Origin of the sequence: Geobacter metallireducens GS-15 (genome assembly GCF_000012925.1) — a bacterium.
Classification (GTDB): domain Bacteria; phylum Desulfobacterota; class Desulfuromonadia; order Geobacterales; family Geobacteraceae; genus Geobacter; species Geobacter metallireducens.
Window position 1 is genome coordinate 59,090 of the sequence record NC_007517.1, and the last position, 16,008, is coordinate 75,097.

Below are 16,008 nucleotides of genomic sequence, written 5' to 3' on the forward strand. Positions count from 1 at the left end.
TCCCTTTCTTGCGAAAATTCGGGCTCGTTTCGGCCCAAGCAACCGTTCGGGTTGAGGAAAGATGGACACGACGCATTACGCTCTGTGACGGGCTCAATTGGCCCAAGCAACGACCAAGCTGTCGTGTCCAATTCTGGAGAACATATAACCGGTTACTGAAACATACAAGCAACGGAGCAACTGAGTAAGATCCGACGAGAAAATCCATTTAAATCCGTTTTGATAGCGCCCCTGCCGGGTTAGGAGGAGTTTCGGACTAAGGCATTGATTCTCTGTTGCTTGTATGTTTCAGTAACCGGTTATATGTTCTCCAGAATTGGACACGACAGCTTGGTCGTTGCTTGGGCCAATTGAGCCCGTCACAGAGCGTAATGCGTCGTGTCCATCTTTCCTCAACCCGAACGGTTGCTTGGGCCGAAACGAGCCCGAATTTTCGCAAGAAAGGGACTGGAGAGAATATGGAACCCAATGATGCAGTTGTTGGAGTCGACGTTAGTAAAGAGCATCTTGATGTCTACCTCATGCCAACTGGTGACCAGAAAAGGGTGACTAACGATGATGCCGGTTGTGCTGAGCTGACGACGTGGCTCATTACGAACGCCCCTTGTCGGATTGTTCTCGAAGCCACCGGCGGCTTGGAGATGCTAGCTGTCAGCACCTTATCAGCAGCGGGTCTGCCAGTGGTCGTGGTTAATCCTCGGCAGGTCAGAAACTTTGCCAAAGCATGCGGGCTGCTGGCGAAGACCGATATTCTTGATGCCAAGATCATTGCCCGATTTGCCCAAGCCATCAAGCCTGAAATCAGGCCGCTCAAGGACGAGACAAGCCAAAATCTAGCAGCACTGCTGGCCCGCCGCCGGCAGTTGGTCGAGATGCTTGTGGCGGAAAAAAATCGCGTGATTTCCGCTGCACCTACGGTCCGCAAAGGCATCATGACCCATATTGCCTGGCTGACACAGCAGATCGATGACGTTGATAAAGACATCTCAACTCTTATTCAGTCCAGCGAATCCTGGAAGGCAAAAGAAGAAATCCTTACCAGTGTCAAGGGCATCGGCCCTGTGACTGCGGCCACCATACTGGCAGCACTTCCGGAGTTGGGGACCATTTCCCGACAGCAGCTTGGCGCTCTGGTCGGAGTATGCCCCTATAATCGGGACAGTGGCAAATTCCGTGGAAAGCGCGCAATCTCCGGTGGCAGAGCAACCGTGCGTTCTGTCCTGTACATGGCAACATTGTGTGCCGCCAGGTTTAACCCGGTTATAAAAGCCTTCTATCAACGCCTTACAAGCGCCGGAAAACTTCACAAAGTCGCGATCACCGCTTGCATGCGAAAACTACTCACCATCCTCAATGCCATGGTGAAAAACAACCAGAAGTGGGATCACTCGAAATTCACTCCACTTCTGCACTAATTTGTTGACTGAGAACACGGTTGCTCTGTGTTATTAGAATTCCAATATTATACCCCGGCTGGCGCATGCGTCGCGGAAGGGGTCGTCGAGGGGTGCCTCAGCAGTGATGGGACGCCTGTCGGCAGCGGTGAAGGACATGGCCCGGCAGTGGAGCATCATCCGCGGCGCCTTCTCGCCGCCGTAGGTGGGGTCGCCGACGATGGGAAGACCGCAGTGGGCCAGGTGGACCCGGATCTGGTGGGTGCGGCCGGTGAGGGGGCGGGCCTCCACGAGAACGCCGCAGGTCCCCCGGGCGATGACCGCGAAACGGGTCAGCGCCTCACGGCCTGGGGTGGCCACCCCGTAGCGGGCGCTCCCTACCTTGGCGATGGGGGCGTTGACCTCCCACTGGTCCGATGCCGGCTCGGCCGTAACAAGGGCCCAGTAGACCTTTTCCACCCTCCCCTCTTTCAGCTGAGCGGAGATGTGGGCCGCGGCCCGCTTTGTCTTGGGAAAGATCATCACCCCCGAGGTCCCCCGGTCGAGACGGTGGATCACCCGGGCCGGCTCCTGGCTGCCGAGGGTGCGCAGGTAGAGGGTGACCGCATGCTCCACGGTCCCCTTGAGCTGGTAGGGGGTCCGCTGGCAGTTGAGCCCGGCCGCCTTGTTCACCGCCAGGTAGTCGTCATTCTCGAAGAGGAGGTCATCACGGGTGTAGGCCAACTCCTGGTAGCGCTCCGGCTCCATGACGCCGAGGACGATCTCCTCCCCGGCCCGCAGCGTGCGGGAGGCGACCCGCACCATGGCGCCGGCCACGGCGCATCCCCCCCAGTCGATGATCTTGCGGACACGGGTCTTGGAGAGCTGCGGGAAGAGCCGCACCGCCCCGTCGTCGAGACGCATCCCCGCCTCCCCTTCTCCTGCCCGGCCGGTGAGGATCATGGCAATCCAGCCTTGGCCCGGAAAAGGGCAATGATAGTCTTGCCGTCGCGGATGCGGCCGTCCGTCGCCATGGTGACAGCCTCCTCAAGGGGGACCCGCACCGTTTCAATCTCCTCGTACTGCTCCGGGTCGGCCTCCCCCTGGGAGAGTCCGGTGGCCAGGTAGAGATGGATCGCCTCGTCAAAGACTCCCGGTGAGGTGAGGATGACACCGAGGGATTCGAGCCGGGTCGAGGAGAGCCCCGTCTCTTCGGCCAGCTCCCGGAGGCCGCATGCCGCCGGCTCTTCTCCCGGATCGAGGCGGCCGGCCGGGATCTCAAGCAACGTTGCATCCACCGAGGGACGCAACTGCCGGATGAGGGTCACCGTGCCGTCGTCGTGGAGCGGCAGGACGCCCACCCCTCCCGGATGGCGTACAACCTGGAACGTGTGCCATCCCTTGTCGCCTATCCGTACGTCCATCTGCTCAATGTCGACCACCAGCCCCTTGAAGGGAGTGGTCCGGTTGCGGGTGTCCATGGCTTTCCACCTTTCAGCAAATGAGGCGAGCATATCACTAAGCGGGGAGAGAAGGGAAGAAGGGGCGTTTAATTTCTCAAGAAATGGGACATGTTACCGGAATAATACTGTAATGATGAACTTTATGGCGAACGTTACCTAAGGGTGCCCATGGGACGGATGAGCCTCAAAACCAAAATTGCAGCCTTCGTGATGCTCATTATGTCTACCTGCATCCCCTTGGCCGCGCACCTCTCCTCTTCTCCACTCGTGACTCCATGACCGGCCTTTACAACCGGCGCTTTTTCGAGGCTGAGATGGACCGGATCGACCGGGGACGCCACTTTCCGGCCAGCGTCATCATGGTCGACGTGGACAGGCTCAAGTGGCTCGTCGGGGCATGCTGCCGGAGACCGGCTGATCGTCATGGCGGCCCGGGCGATCCAGGAGGCGTTTCGGGCAGAGGACGTGGTGGCGCGGGTGGGGGGGATGAGTTTGCCGTGATTCTCGAAGGTACCGACGGGGCTGCATCGGCTGAAGCTCTGGTTCGCTTGCGGGGAAGCGTAGCCGCACTCAATGGCGGGTCAGCGGAGTGCGGCTTGAGCCTCTCGCTCGGCGCGGCAACGACCGATGCTCCCGGCACCCTGCGTGACGCCTGGCGCCTGGCCGACCGGCGGATGTACGAGGACAAAGTCTCTCCATAAAGCCGGGATGGAGGCGAGGTGAGGCGGTTTCGGGGCAGGGGGAGGCGGGGGGGGGTTACAGGGCGCAGCGCAGCAGTTTCACCCCGTCCCTGAAGAGGATCTCCACCTTGTTGGGCTTGGTGACGGTCACAACGATGCCGATGCCGAAGACGGGATGGGAGACGACCTCGCCGGTGCGGAAGGGTCGGTCCATGGCATAGGGGGTGGCCGTGTCCGGATCGACCCTCTCCATGCTCAGCTCCCACTCCGACGGCCCCTTCGGAACCGGCTCCCTGCGGGGGCGACCCGCCGATGGGGTGCGGGGGGAGGCAGTGCGCTGGGAAGAGGAACGCTCGACCGGCTTCTTTTCTTCCTGGGGCTGGTGGTAGTTGTGCTGGCCGCCACAGGTGTTGCACTGAACCCGGACAATCCGCTCCCCCACCATCGCCACGATGGTGTGGTTCAGCACCGCCCGGCACCGGGTGCATTTCGCCTCGACAATATCTCCTGCTGAGCGCTTCCTGACGATCATTCTTCCACCTCGCAATATTTCCCCCGAAAGGGACGGCGTTTATAGCACTTTGCCCCTGACGTGTCAAGGGAGTTCCCCCCCACCGTCGCGCACGTCGGTATGGACCTGGCTACCGCAACAATGCTATGCTTTCACATTGCGGTAGTGAAGCTCAGTATTTTCAGGATGCATACGAGGTGTAGCGCACGTCATGAACGTCGAACAGATGAAAACCGTCCTGCGGGAAATCCTGACCAGGACCGACCTTACCCCCTGCGTGGTGGGGCACCGGGGGGTCGGGAAGACCGCCGGGATCGTTCAGCTCTGCCGGGAGCTGGGGAGCAGCTACGTGCCGCTGCGCCTCGGTCAGATGGAGGTGGGGGACCTGGTCGGCATACCCTACCGGGAGGGGGAGGTGATGAACTGGTCCCGCCCCTGCTGGTGGCCCGCCGATGACGAACCGGCCACGGTCATCCACTGCGACGAGCTGAATCGGGCCCAGCAGGAGGACACCCTCCAGGCCATCTTCCAGTTCGTGGAGCCCCCGGCCGAGGGGATGCGCCGGGCCCTCCACACCCACTCCCTCCACCCGAAACACAAGGTGGTGGTGACCATCAACCCCTCCGACGGCACCTACCAGGTGGCGACCCTGGACCGGGCCCTCATCGACCGGATGGTGATGCTCTACGTGGAAACCGACTACCACTGCTGGGCCGGCTACGCCGCGGCCCGGGATCTGGACACCGGCGTGCGCCACTTCCTGGCCGCCAATTCCATGTTCCTCGCCAGCCAGGGGAGCCCCCTGGAGATGGATGCCGAGCCCACGGAGCGGGGATGGGAGATGGTGAGCATCCTCAGGAAGAGCTGCCGCTTCCCCAGGGACCTGGAGATGGAGATCTACGCCGGCATCGTCGGCAAGGAGGCGGCCATTGCGTTTCTGCGCTGGTGCGCCGAGAACACCCGCCGCCCCGTCACCGCCGTCGAGGTCCTCAACGGCGGTGACGGGGTGCGGGAGCGCCTGGAGGCCCAGCGGGACGATCTGCAGGCTTCCACCATGGGGGACATCGTGGCGACCCTCACCGCTGATCCGCGGCTCGGAGCGGAGCAGGAGGAGAACCTGGTCCGCTACATCGACATCCTCCCCCGGGACATGCGGTTCGGCCTCGTGAAGTCGCTCCTGAAGATCCCCCCCGTGGCCCAGGCCATCTCCCAGGACAAGTACGACGCCGTCGTCTTCGACGCCATCCGGACCATCAGCGCGGAAGCCCCATGACTACCATCACTCCATCCCTGACAACCCTTCCCAACGGCCTCCGCGTGGTCGCCGTGGAGATGCCCCACCTCAACTCGGCAGAGATCGCCGTCTACCTCCGGGTGGGGGGCCGCCACGACAGCCGCGAGAAGGCGGGGCTTGCCCACTTCCTGGAGCACATGCTCTTCCGGGGTACCGCCGAGCACCCGTCGAGCTTGGAGCTGGAGGCGGACTTCGAGGCCATCGGCGGTTGCATCAATGCCGCCACCGATGCCGAGACCACCTGCTACTACACCCGGGTCCACCCTGATCACGTGGCCGAGGGGGTGAGGCTTTTGTCGGTCATGCTCCTCTCACCACTCCTCACGGGGCTCGAGATCGAGAAGAAGATCATCACCGAGGAGGCCCTGGAGGATATCAACGAACAGGGGGAAGAGGTCAATCCCGACAACCTGGCGAGCCGGCTCTTGTGGCCCGGCCACGGGATCGGCATGCCCACCATCGGCTATCTTGACACCATTGCCGGCTTCACCGAGGAGGATCTCCGGGGGCACATGGCCCGCCACTATGTGCCGGAAAACGCCGTCGTGGTGGCGGCGGGGAGGGTTTCTGTCGAGGAGGTTTTTGCCGCTGCCGGCCGGGCCTTCGCATCCTGGAGCGGTCCCCCGGCACCCGTCCAGGAATCGGTCTCCGATGTCCAGGACGCTCCGGTTTCCCTGTTCGTCAAGGACTCCGACAGCCAGGTGAACCTCCAGCTTGCCTTCCGGAGCTTTCCCCGGGAGGACCAGCGGCTGGCTGCTGCCCGGCTTATCCGGCGCATCCTCACCGGCGGCGGGTGCTCCCGGCTCCACCTGAACCTGCGGGAACGGCTCGGCATCGTCTATTCGGTGGACGCCCAGCTTGCCGCCTACGACGACACCGGCTGCTTCGCTGTGGAACTCTCCACGGCCCCGGAGAACCTGGCCGTGGCAGTGACGGAAGTGCTGCGCGAGACCCTGCGCCTGGCAACGGAGCCGGTGGGGGATGAGGAACTGGATCGGGTTCGGCAGGGATATTTCTTCGACCTGGATTACAGCAGGGATTCCACCTTTGACATGCAGGTTCGCTACGGATGGGGTGAGCTCATGGGGATGGTGCGGAGCATCGAGGAGGATCAGGCCGAGGCCGGCGCCGTGGATGCCGCGGCGGTCATGGCCACGGCCCGGGAGCTCTTCGCGCCGGCACGGCTCAACCTGGTGGCCGTGGGTCCGGTGAAGGCGGCGGTCAAGCGGGAGATTGCCGGCATTGTCAGGCGGTACGAGGCTGAGTTTCGGTAAAAATGCATTAACCTGCAAAAGACAAGTATTCAATAACACGGAGAAACTGAGAGCACGGAGGACTAATAGAGCCCGATTTGTTGACTCCTCCGTGTTCTCCGTCTCTCCGTGTTATTCTTGAGGTTTTCGAGGGTTTATTTCGCCTCAATCACCCGCGCTTTGATCTTACCCACCACCCCGGCGATGGCCGCCAGGTCGTCGGGGCCCTCGCCTTCCACCAGCTTCACGTGGGTGGCATCGACGGGAACCTGACCGAAGGTGGGATCCACCTGCAGCCATCCCCCTTTAACGTAGCTTTCCGCCCAGCTGTGGTAGAGAAATCCCCTTCCTTCCAGATAGACGAGCCCCGAGACGAACCGGGTCGGGATTCCCGCGGCACGGGCCAGGGTGGCATAGAGCCGGGCGTGGGACTGGCAGTTCCCCTTCCGTGATTTGAGGGTGTCAAGGGGTGAGGGGGCATCGGTGACGGCGTCCTCCACGGTGGTTGCCACCCACTTGACGAGCCTTTCCACCTGCTTCAGAGGAGCTGTCTCTTCCCCCACCACTTCCCTGGCCCGGGCGATGATGTCGGGATGATCCGCCGGGAGCCGGTCAGCGGGCTCCGAGAAACGCTTCCGCTCCGGCTCGTCAAGGGGCGAGGCGCCTGCCTTTGCCGGCTCCACCGTGAACACCACCGTTCCGGCACCGGTCCGGCGGGCGGTTTGTCCCCCCCCCTGGATGAGGGGCATGGTGGCAGGCACGCCGTCAATTTCCAGCACAAGCCGGCTCAGGCTGGTTGCGTTGGCAAGAGGGGGATCGACCCGCACCAGGCTGAAGTCGAAGATAAGGTCCCGACGGGAGAGGGCCGCGGAGGCGATGAACTGCCGGGTGCGTCCCTCATCCTCGGCCACCGTTTCCACGAGGCCGTCCCGCACCGACTCCCGTATCGTATTCCCCGCGGCGTCCACCCAGATGTCGTTGTCAACGAGGGGGAAAAGGTCGTTGCGGATGTGGAGGGCGCGGGCCCCGTCCGGGAGGGGCTCGAATCCCACGACCGTCACGGTCACCTTCTTCACTTTCACCGCCTCCACATCGAGCATCTGGACCTGGAGGCGCTTCCCCTTGGCGGTCCCCTTCATGAGGGGGAGGATGTTCAGGACCGGCGGCGGGAAAACGGGACCTTTAGCCGTCAGGAGTTTCTCTTTCCTTTCTCCACCCGCATTCACAACCACCCTGACTCCTTTGGGTGTCGCCTCCCCGGTAACTCCCATGGGGGTCCCGTCAATGACCTGCTCCACCGCGAATGACCTGAGAGAGAGGTCGGTCCCCACGATATAGCGTTCCCGGGAAGATGCCTCGCGGGAGAACCCCATGACGACCATCTTCACGCTCCCCTCGACCGTGATCTCGTACCCGCCGTCTTTTGCAGTGATATTCTGGTGAGCGAAGCCGGTCCGCTCGTTTCCGAGAAAGATGCCGAACCACCGTTCCCCCACGGGCGGCTTTTGCAGCAGGGTAGAGGCTTTGGTTTCGGCGTTGACGGAAAGCGCCGTGACGAGAACGAAAATGAGGATGCCGAGGCTCTGGGAATAAAGGTGTATGAGGCGCATGGCGTGAGGTTACTCCGTGAAGAGCGGTTCCTTGGTCGTTTCGGGACGCTCCTCCTTGCGGTCGAGAGTACAGCTGTCCCGGGTGGCAGAGGCCGTCGCCCCTTCATCCTGGCGCTTGAGCAGGAGGGAGGCCAAGTCGAGAATCTCCTGCTTTCCGGCAGGATTCAGACGGCGAAATTCAGATATGAGACGGTGTTCGTCAAGGGTCAGGTCCATGGAGGGCTCCTTTGGTGGAATTGTTGGAAAATCGGCTGAATCTGAGGAGGTTATACCATAAACCGCAGAGGGGAGCAATTGGAGGCAAGGGGAGGCTTTGGCGGGAGAAAAGATGAAAAAACTTTGTATATTAATTAGTTAGAAATATTTTTTGTTGCAGGGGTGGCAGCAGCACGGTATACTATAAGTGAAAGAATTGCGAGGGTCGCAAGGCCCTCATTATGCCCTAGTTGACTTTCCCTCCTAGTCGCTAGGGTGTTTTTTTGCCTGCTGGTGTGCCACGTGTGACACAGTGCTCTCCGGGTGTGCCATTGGTTGCACAGGGAGGCGGGCCTGGTATATGATCCAGCGGTGGATCAGGCAATCAACAGAGTGTCAGGCCTAACATTATCAGCTGGGAGAACCATGGAACCGATCATTACCGTAAAAGAGAAGTGCCGTAAATGCTACTGCTGTGTCCGGAGTTGCCCGGTCAAGGCGATCAAGGTGGCCAAGAGCTACACCGAGATCATCGTCGACCGGTGCATCGGCTGCGGCAACTGTCTCAGCAACTGCCCCCAGCAGGCAAAGATGGTGGCCGACAAGGTGGGGGTGACCGAAAAGCTCCTCTCCTCGGGGGAGGAAGTTATCGCCGTGCTCGGATCCTCTTTTCCCGCCTTTTTCCACAATGTTACCCCCGGTCAGTTGGTGGCGGGCCTCAGGAAGATCGGCTTTGCCGAGGTCCACGAAGGATCCTATGGGGCCGAACTGATTGCCGACGATTATGCCCGAATCACGTCGGAAAAGGGACACCCCCGTATCTCGTCCCACTGCCCTGCCATCGTCGATCTCATCGAGCGCCACTACCCGAAGCTCGTGGGGAACCTCGTGCCGGTGGTGTCCCCCATGGTGGCCATGGGGCGGTATCTCAAGGGGACCCTGGGGCAGCACGTGAGGGTTGTCTACATAAGCTCCTGCGTTGCCAACAAGCTGGAAACGCAGACCCAGGAGACCCGCGGCGCCGTTGACATCGTTCTGACCTACCGGGAACTGGAGGGTATCTTCCGGAGCCGCCAGATAGCCCTGCCGGCCCTTGCCGACGAGCCCCTCGACGGAATCAGGCCGGGGGCCGGCCGGCTTTTTCCCATTGCCGACGGGACGTTCCGGGCCTTCGGCATCCCTTTTGATCCCCTGGACACCGAGATCGTCGCCGCCTGTGGCGAGGTGAACGTCATGGGTATCATCAATGACCTGGCAGCTGGCCGCATCTCCCCCCGGATCGCCGACCTCCGTTTCTGCTACGACGGCTGCATCGGCGGCCCCGGCAGAAACCGGGCGCTTACGGAGTTTTACCGCCGCAACCGGGTGATTGCCCACTTCAAGCAGGAGGTCCCCTGCCGGACGGTCCCCAATTCCCTCCTTGAGGCAGGGCGGGTCTCCTTTGGCCGCAGCTTCGCCAGCAAGTACGCGAAACTGGAGGCCCCCAAGGCGAACGACGTCCGCAAGATCCTCAACGCCACCAACAAGTTCACGGTGAAGGACGAGCTCAACTGCCGGGCCTGCGGTTACCGCACCTGCCGCGAGTACGCTGTGGCAGTCTTTCAGGGGCTCGCGGAGATTGAGATGTGCCTCCCTTACAACCTCCAGCAACTGGAGGAGGACCGGGGGCGCCTCATTCAGAAGTACGAGTTGGCGCGGCGGGAACTGGAACGGGAGTACGGGGACGAGTTCATCGTGGGCAACGACCGCAAGACCCTGGATGTGCTCGGCCTCATCAAACAGGTGGGACCCACCCCCACAACGGTTCTCATTCGGGGGGAGTCAGGTACCGGCAAGGAGCTCACCGCCCGGGCGATCCACCGCTACAGCAAGCGCAACGACAAACCGCTGGTTACCGTCAACTGCACCACTATCACCGACTCTCTCCTGGAGAGCGAACTCTTTGGCCACAAGCGGGGAGCCTTCACCGGTGCCGTTGCCGACAAGAAAGGGCTCTTTGAGGCCGCCGACGGGGGGACGATCTTCCTCGATGAGATCGGCGACATAACCCCCAAGCTCCAGGCGGAGCTCTTGCGGGTTCTCGATATGGGGGAGGTGCGCCCCGTGGGGGGGACTGCAGCAAAAAAGGTGGATGTGCGCCTCATTGCCGCCACCAACAAGAACCTGGAACAGGGGGTCCGCGAGGGGTGGTTCCGGGAGGATCTCTATTACCGGCTCAACGTCTTCACCATTACCATGCCCCCCCTGCGAAGCCGCGTCGAGTCGATTCCCATTCTGGTCCACCACTTTATGGACAAGGCAAGCACCAAGCTCAACAAGCGGATGGTCGGCATCGAGGACCGTGCCGTCAAGGCGCTCACAAAGTACCCGTGGCCCGGCAATATCCGTGAGATGCAGAACGTCATCGAGCGGGCTGCCGTTCTCACCCATGACGGCGTGATCCGGGTCGAGAACTTTCCCCTTGCCCTCTCTGAGGGGCTTGAGGAGGGGTTCGCCACGGGGCTCGACATCCACGCAGCATCGTTTCGGTCCGAGCGGGAGCAACATATGGGGAAGCTGGAGAAAAAGCTTATACAGCGCTACCTGACGGAGGCCAACGGCAATATTTCGCGGGCGGCGAAGCTGGCAAACATCCCCCGGCGGACCTTTTATCGGCTTCTCGATAAGTACCGCCTCAGGGAACGGGATGTTCGCTAACTCCTTGATGGCGCAGCGTAAACAAAGTGTGCACTTTTGGCCAACTCTGTGCCATCGGTGACACAATTGTGTATACAGAATATTTTATTAATTCAAACCAATGTTCTAAAAATGCAATAATTTTGAACCGTTGCGACTGAGTTATCGATTTCCGTGTTTTGGCATGCAAATGGCAATAGTGTTGTCTCATACGATTGAACGTAACCGAGCACACTATACACGGAGGAACAGACCATGGGCAGAATGAGAGAAAATCCGCGGTACAACGTCATATCCATGAGAATCAGCGACGAGGAGCGTGATCGGCTCCAGCAGATAATGGAGGCAACCCAGAAGAGTGTCTCCGACATCATGCGCGAGGCCATGGAGATTTTCGCCGTTCAATTGCAAAAGACGGAGCAGCCCCACCACCAGAAGGCCGCTTAAGAAAAAAGGGCCGCTACTTGCGGCCCTTTTTCTTAAGCTGATTGTGCCAAAGGTGTCACAGGGGATGGGAATCCTGTGGCAACCATATGTCATTTCACCTTCCAGGTCGTCCCTTGGGGGGAGTCGAGCAGCATGATCCCTTTTGCGGCGAGACTGTCACGGATTTCGTCGGCGCGTTTGAAGTCCCGGTTTGCGCGGGCGGCAATCCGTTCCGCGATTAGCCGCTCAATCTCCTCGGCGGTAATGGGAAGCTCCGCAGCCTTGCGGTTTTTGAGCCGCTCCGCGAACGCACGGGGCTCGGAGGTGAAGATGCCGAGCACCGCCCCCACCTTCCGGATGCGATCCCGTGCCTCTGCCAGGAGAGCGCGATTGCTCCCTCCTCCCTTTCCTTCCCCCAGCACCCGGTTTGCCGACCTCACCAGATCGAAAACGAAGCCTAGGGCCTGAGCCGTGTTGAAGTCATCATCCATGGCTTCGCGGAAACGCTCGGGAAAGGTGACCGCCTTTTCGGCCAGCTCCCTGTCAGTCTCTTCTGCCGTACCCTCCGCTCCTTTTGTCAGATTCTCATCGATTCCCGCAAGGGTCCCGTAGATCCGCTCCAGCCCCGCCTCGGCCTCCCGCAGGTTCTGGTCGGAGAAGTCGATGGGGGAGCGGTAGTGGGCCGAGAGGAGGAAGAAGCGGAGCACCTCGGCATCGTACTTCTCCAGCACCTCCTTGATGGTGAAGAAGTTCCCTAGGGACTTGCTCATCTTCTCGGAGTTGATGTTCACGAAGCCGTTGTGGATCCAGTAGTGGGCAAAGGGTTTGCCGTTGGCCGCCTCGGACTGGGCGATCTCGTTCTCGTGGTGGGGAAAGACCAGGTCTTTGCCGCCGCCATGGATGTCGAAGGTCTCCCCCAGGTACTTCATGCTCATGGCCGAGCACTCGATGTGCCATCCCGGCCGCCCCTGGCCCCAGGGGGACTCCCAGAATGGCTCACCCGGTTTGGATCCCTTCCAGAGGGCGAAATCCATGGGGTGGCGCTTCTTCTCCCCCACCTCGATCCGGGCTCCGGCCTGCATCTCGTCCAGGTTGCGCTTGGAGAGCTTCAGGTAGGGATCAAACTTTTCCACACAGAAGTAGACGTCGCCGTCCGCTGCGTAGGCAAAGCCTTTCTCGATGAGGCGGCTGATGACATCGATCATCTCGGCGATGTGTTCCGTAGCCTTAGGCTGGTGGGTGGGGAGATCGAGCCCCAGGGCCGCCATATCCCGGTCGAACTCGGCGATGAAGCGCTCGGAGATGGCGTTGTAGGGAACACCTTCCTGGTTGGCCCGGTTGATGATCTTGTCGTCCACGTCGGTGTAGTTGCGGACGTAGGTAACGTCATATCCCGCGTGGCGCAGGTAGCGGTAGATCATGTCGAAAACCACGTTGGCCCGGGCGTGGCCGATGTGGCAGTGGTCGTAGACCGTGACGCCGCAGACATACATGGAGACCCTTCCCGGCACGAGGGGGGTGAATTCTTCCTTGGTTCCGGAAAGCGTATTGTAGACGCGCAAAGACATGCAACTAACCTCTTTGAGTTTATTTCTTGGTCCAGGAATCCCGCAGGGTCACCGTCCGGTTGAAGACCGGCGCCCCTGGTCGTGAATCCTTCAGGTCAACGCAGAAGTATCCCTGCCGTTCAAACTGGAAGCGGTCCTCGGCCTGGGCTGTAGCAAGGGAGGGTTCCAGCCGGCAGTCGGCCAGAATCTCCATGGATGCCGGATTCAGGTGGTCCTTCCAGTCGTCGCCGGAGGGGTTAGGGTCGGTGAAGAGCCGGTCGTAGAGGCGCACCTTCGCTGTTTCGGCGTGGCGGGCCGACACCCAGTGGATGACCCCCTTCACCTTCCGCTCGGACCCTGGGAGACCGCTGCGGGTTTCGGGATCGTAGGTACAGCGGACCGCGGTGACGGCGCCCTCGGCATCCTTCTCCACGTCGACGCACTTAATGATGTATGCCCCCCGCAGCCGGATCTCCTCCCCGGGGGAGAGGCGCTTGAATCCCTTGGGGGGAACTTCCGCAAAATCATCCTGCTCGATGAAGAGCTCGCTGCAGAAGGGGACCACCCGGCTCCCCAGCTCAGGCTTCTGGGGGTGGTACGGGATGGTGAGCTCCTCCGCCTCCCCTTCCGGATAATCCTCTATGACGAGCCGCAGGGGCTTCAGCACCGCCATGACCCGGGGTGCCCGCTCGTTCAGGTCCTGGCGAACGCTCTCCTCCAGGATGCTCATGTCGATCCAGCTGTCGCTCCGCCCCACGCCGATGGTCTCGCAGAAGTTTCTGACCGCCTCGGGAGTGTAGCCACGGCGCCGGATCCCCATGATGGTAGGCATGCGCGGGTCGTCCCAGCCGGAGACGTCGCCGTCCTTCACCAACTGCAGGAGCTTGCGCTTGCTCATGACCGCGTAGGTGAGGTTCAGGCGCGCGAACTCGTACTGGCGGGGGCGGTTGGGCACCGGCAGGTTGTCCAGGAACCACTCGTAGAGAGGCTTGTGGTCCTCGAACTCCAGGGTGCAGATGGAGTGGGTGATCCCCTCGATGGCGTCGGACTGGCCGTGGGCGTAGTCGTACATGGGGTAGATGCGCCAGGCGTCACCCACGTGGGGGTGGGAGGCGTGGATGATCCGGTACATGACCGGGTCCCGGAGGTTCATGTTGGGGGAGGCCATGTCTATCTTCGCCCGGAGCACCTTGGCGCCGTCGGGAAACTCCCCGGCCCGCATCCGGCGGAAAAGATCCAGGTTCTCCTCCGGGGAGCGGTTGCGCCAGGGGCTCTCCTTCCCCGCCTCGGTCAGGGTGCCGCGGTGGGCCCGGATCTCCTCGGCCGTCAGGTCGTCCACGTAGGCCTTCCCCTGGAGGATTAGGTGCTCTGCCCACTGGTAGAGCTGCTCGAAGTACTCGGAGGCGTAGTAGAGGTGCGTCCCCCATGAGAAGCCGAGCCACCGCACGCTTTCCTTGATGGATTCCACATACTCGGTTTCTTCCTTTACCGGGTTCGTGTCGTCGAAGCGGAGGTGGCAGCGGCCCCCGAACTCCTTTGCCAGGCCGAAGTTCAGGCAGATGGACTTGGCGTGGCCGATGTGGAGATAGCCGTTGGGCTCAGGGGGGAAGCGGGTGACGATGGTTTCGCGTTTGCCGCCCTTCAGGTCCTCCTGAACGATGGTGCGGAGGAAGTTGGCGGTGTGGGGCGTTTCGGTTGACATGGACTCGATCCTTTGGACGTGATTTCAGGGGGGGCGCTACCTGCGCTCCATGAGGACCACCGCATAAGCGGCGATTCCCTCGCCTCGGCCGGCAAAGCCGAGTTGCTCGGTGGTAGTGGCCTTGACGTTGATCCGATCGATCTCAGCGATGAGGTCTTCGGCGAGATTCGCGCGCATCTCCGGGATGAAGGGAGCCAGCTTGGGGCGCTGGGCCACGATGGTGGCATCCACGTTGCCGAGGACATATCCCTTCTGGCCGGCCAGGGCCATGACGTGGCGCAGGAGCTTGCGGCTGTCGGCCCCCTTGAACTGGGGGTCGGTGTCGGGGAAGTGCTTCCCGATGTCCCCAAGGGCCAACGCCCCGAGGATGGCGTCGGCGATGGCATGGAGGAGGACGTCGGCGTCCGAGTGTCCCAAAAGCCCCCGTTCGTAGGGAACATCAACTCCTCCGAGAATCAGTTTCCGCCCCTCCACGAGGCAATGGACGTCGTAGCCGTGCCCGATTCTCATGGCAGCTTCTCCTTGATGAACGCTTCTGCCAGAACCATATCCTCCGGCGTCGTGATCTTAACGTTGCGGTAGTCTCCCAGAACGATCCGTACCTGTCGCCCCAGGCGTTCCACGAGCATGGCGTCGTCGGTGCCGAGGAACCGCTCGGCGTCGGCCACCTCGTGGGCTGCGCGGATGACGCCGTAGCGGAAGGCCTGGGGAGTCTGGGCGAGCCAGAGGGTCTCCCGTGACGGCGTTGCGGTGATGATGCCGTCCTCCACCACCTTCACCGTGTCCTTGGCCGGTACCGCCACAAGGGCTCCGTCGTTTTCCCGGGCCGTTGCGGTTGCCCGGCCGAGGATATCCTCCGTGACAAAGGGGCGGACCCCGTCGTGGATGAGAATCACGTCGTACTCCCCCGCCGTCCCCTCCATGGCCCGCAGGCCGTTCAGTACCGACTGCTGACGCTCGGCTCCGCCGGCAACGATGCTCCGCACCTTCGAAAAGCCGTGCCGCTCCACCACCTGCTCCCGGCAGAAAGGGATCTCGTCCGCTGGAATCACGACGAAGATGCCGTCCACCAGGGGGGAGCGCTCGAAGACTTCCAGGGTGCGGGCAAGGATCGGCATTCCGCCCAGGAGCAGATACTGCTTGTTGATGGAGGCACCCATCCGCTTGCCCATGCCTGCCGCTGGAATCAGGGCGAAAACTGCCATGTGTCGACCTCATTACGGGCCGGTGCGCTGCGGGAGCAGCCGGCCGGAATTATCCGATTATACAAAAGGATAG

15 protein-coding genes and 1 pseudogene are annotated in these 16,008 nt (G+C 61.6%); 7 read left to right on the forward strand and 9 right to left on the reverse strand.

Annotated features, from left to right (window positions below; translation table 11 throughout):
- Positions 1 to 458 precede the first annotated feature (458 nt).
- Positions 459 to 1,415 carry an IS110-like element ISGme8 family transposase gene (locus tag GMET_RS00230; RefSeq protein WP_004513407.1) on the forward strand — a complete coding sequence of 319 codons (957 nt, stop codon included), beginning with the start codon at positions 459 to 461 and terminating at the stop codon, positions 1,413 to 1,415.
- 33 nt (positions 1,416 to 1,448) lie between these two features.
- On the opposite strand, the gene GMET_RS00235 is transcribed toward GMET_RS00230, so the two are convergent.
- Positions 1,449 to 2,336 carry an RluA family pseudouridine synthase gene (locus GMET_RS00235; RefSeq protein ID WP_004514171.1) on the reverse strand — a complete coding sequence of 296 codons (888 nt, stop codon included), beginning with the start codon at positions 2,334 to 2,336 and terminating at the stop codon, positions 1,449 to 1,451.
- Positions 2,333 to 2,854 carry an NUDIX hydrolase gene (locus GMET_RS00240; protein WP_004514172.1) on the reverse strand — a complete coding sequence of 174 codons (522 nt, stop codon included), beginning with the start codon at positions 2,852 to 2,854 and terminating at the stop codon, positions 2,333 to 2,335. The genes GMET_RS00235 and GMET_RS00240 overlap by 4 nt, the downstream gene beginning before the upstream one ends.
- A gap of 257 nt (positions 2,855 to 3,111) precedes the next feature.
- On the opposite strand from GMET_RS00240, the pseudogene GMET_RS19220 reads away from it, so the two are divergent.
- Positions 3,112 to 3,207 (forward strand): annotated as a pseudogene (locus GMET_RS19220) (diguanylate cyclase); the annotation flags it as partial.
- A 52-nt stretch (positions 3,208 to 3,259) separates the two neighbouring features.
- Positions 3,260 to 3,337: a hypothetical protein gene (locus tag GMET_RS18925; RefSeq protein ID WP_238379009.1), complete on the forward strand. Its 78-nt coding sequence runs from the start codon at positions 3,260 to 3,262 to the stop codon at positions 3,335 to 3,337.
- Positions 3,338 to 3,592: 255 nt separating this feature from the next.
- Here GMET_RS18925 and GMET_RS00250 read toward each other — a convergent pair whose 3' ends face one another.
- Positions 3,593 to 4,048 (reverse strand): hypothetical protein, encoded by a 456-nt coding sequence (locus GMET_RS00250; RefSeq protein ID WP_011365620.1) that lies wholly within the window; start codon positions 4,046 to 4,048, stop codon positions 3,593 to 3,595.
- A 190-nt stretch (positions 4,049 to 4,238) separates the two neighbouring features.
- Between GMET_RS00250 and GMET_RS00255 the strand changes: the two genes are divergently transcribed.
- Positions 4,239 to 5,300: a hypothetical protein gene (locus GMET_RS00255; protein ID WP_004514175.1), complete on the forward strand. Its 1,062-nt coding sequence runs from the start codon at positions 4,239 to 4,241 to the stop codon at positions 5,298 to 5,300.
- On the forward strand, positions 5,297 to 6,595 hold the full coding sequence (locus GMET_RS00260) for a M16 family metallopeptidase (protein WP_004514176.1): 1,299 nt from the start codon (positions 5,297 to 5,299) through the stop codon (positions 6,593 to 6,595). Before GMET_RS00255 ends, GMET_RS00260 begins: the two co-directional genes overlap by 4 nt.
- Before the next feature lie 134 nt (positions 6,596 to 6,729).
- Here GMET_RS00260 and GMET_RS00265 read toward each other — a convergent pair whose 3' ends face one another.
- Together GMET_RS00265 and GMET_RS00270 are read right to left on the reverse strand one after the other, a co-directional pair.
- Positions 6,730 to 8,184 carry a transglutaminase-like domain-containing protein gene (locus GMET_RS00265; protein ID WP_004514177.1) on the reverse strand — a complete coding sequence of 485 codons (1,455 nt, stop codon included), beginning with the start codon at positions 8,182 to 8,184 and terminating at the stop codon, positions 6,730 to 6,732.
- 9 nt (positions 8,185 to 8,193) lie between these two features.
- On the reverse strand, positions 8,194 to 8,400 hold the full coding sequence (locus GMET_RS00270; protein ID WP_004514178.1) for a hypothetical protein: 207 nt from the start codon (positions 8,398 to 8,400) through the stop codon (positions 8,194 to 8,196).
- 405 nt (positions 8,401 to 8,805) lie between these two features.
- Here GMET_RS00270 and GMET_RS00275 point away from each other — a divergent pair, with 405 nt between their 5' ends.
- Together GMET_RS00275 and GMET_RS00280 are read left to right on the forward strand one after the other, a co-directional pair.
- Positions 8,806 to 11,076, forward strand: a complete 2,271-nt coding sequence (locus tag GMET_RS00275; RefSeq protein WP_004514179.1) for a sigma 54-interacting transcriptional regulator — start codon at positions 8,806 to 8,808, stop codon at positions 11,074 to 11,076.
- Positions 11,077 to 11,310: 234 nt separating this feature from the next.
- Positions 11,311 to 11,502 carry a hypothetical protein gene (locus tag GMET_RS00280; protein WP_004514180.1) on the forward strand — a complete coding sequence of 64 codons (192 nt, stop codon included), beginning with the start codon at positions 11,311 to 11,313 and terminating at the stop codon, positions 11,500 to 11,502.
- Between the two features lie 89 nt (positions 11,503 to 11,591).
- Here the strand turns inward: GMET_RS00280 and cysS are convergent, their stop codons facing one another.
- From cysS to ispD, 4 genes are read right to left on the reverse strand one after another with little or no spacing between them, the layout of a single operon-like run.
- Complete coding sequence (gene cysS, locus GMET_RS00285) at positions 11,592 to 13,049, reverse strand: cysteine--tRNA ligase (RefSeq protein WP_004514181.1); 1,458 nt, start codon at positions 13,047 to 13,049, stop codon at positions 11,592 to 11,594.
- Between the two features lie 19 nt (positions 13,050 to 13,068).
- A complete protein-coding gene (locus tag GMET_RS00290; protein WP_004514182.1) occupies positions 13,069 to 14,730 on the reverse strand; it encodes a glutamine--tRNA ligase/YqeY domain fusion protein in 1,662 nt (553 codons plus the stop codon).
- Positions 14,731 to 14,766: 36 nt separating this feature from the next.
- Positions 14,767 to 15,240, reverse strand: coding sequence for a 2-C-methyl-D-erythritol 2,4-cyclodiphosphate synthase (gene ispF / locus GMET_RS00295; protein ID WP_004514183.1), 474 nt, complete (start codon positions 15,238 to 15,240; stop codon positions 14,767 to 14,769).
- Positions 15,237 to 15,935: a 2-C-methyl-D-erythritol 4-phosphate cytidylyltransferase gene (gene ispD, locus GMET_RS00300; RefSeq protein WP_004514184.1), complete on the reverse strand. Its 699-nt coding sequence runs from the start codon at positions 15,933 to 15,935 to the stop codon at positions 15,237 to 15,239. The genes ispF and ispD overlap by 4 nt, the downstream gene beginning before the upstream one ends.
- Positions 15,936 to 16,008: the final 73 nt, after the last annotated feature.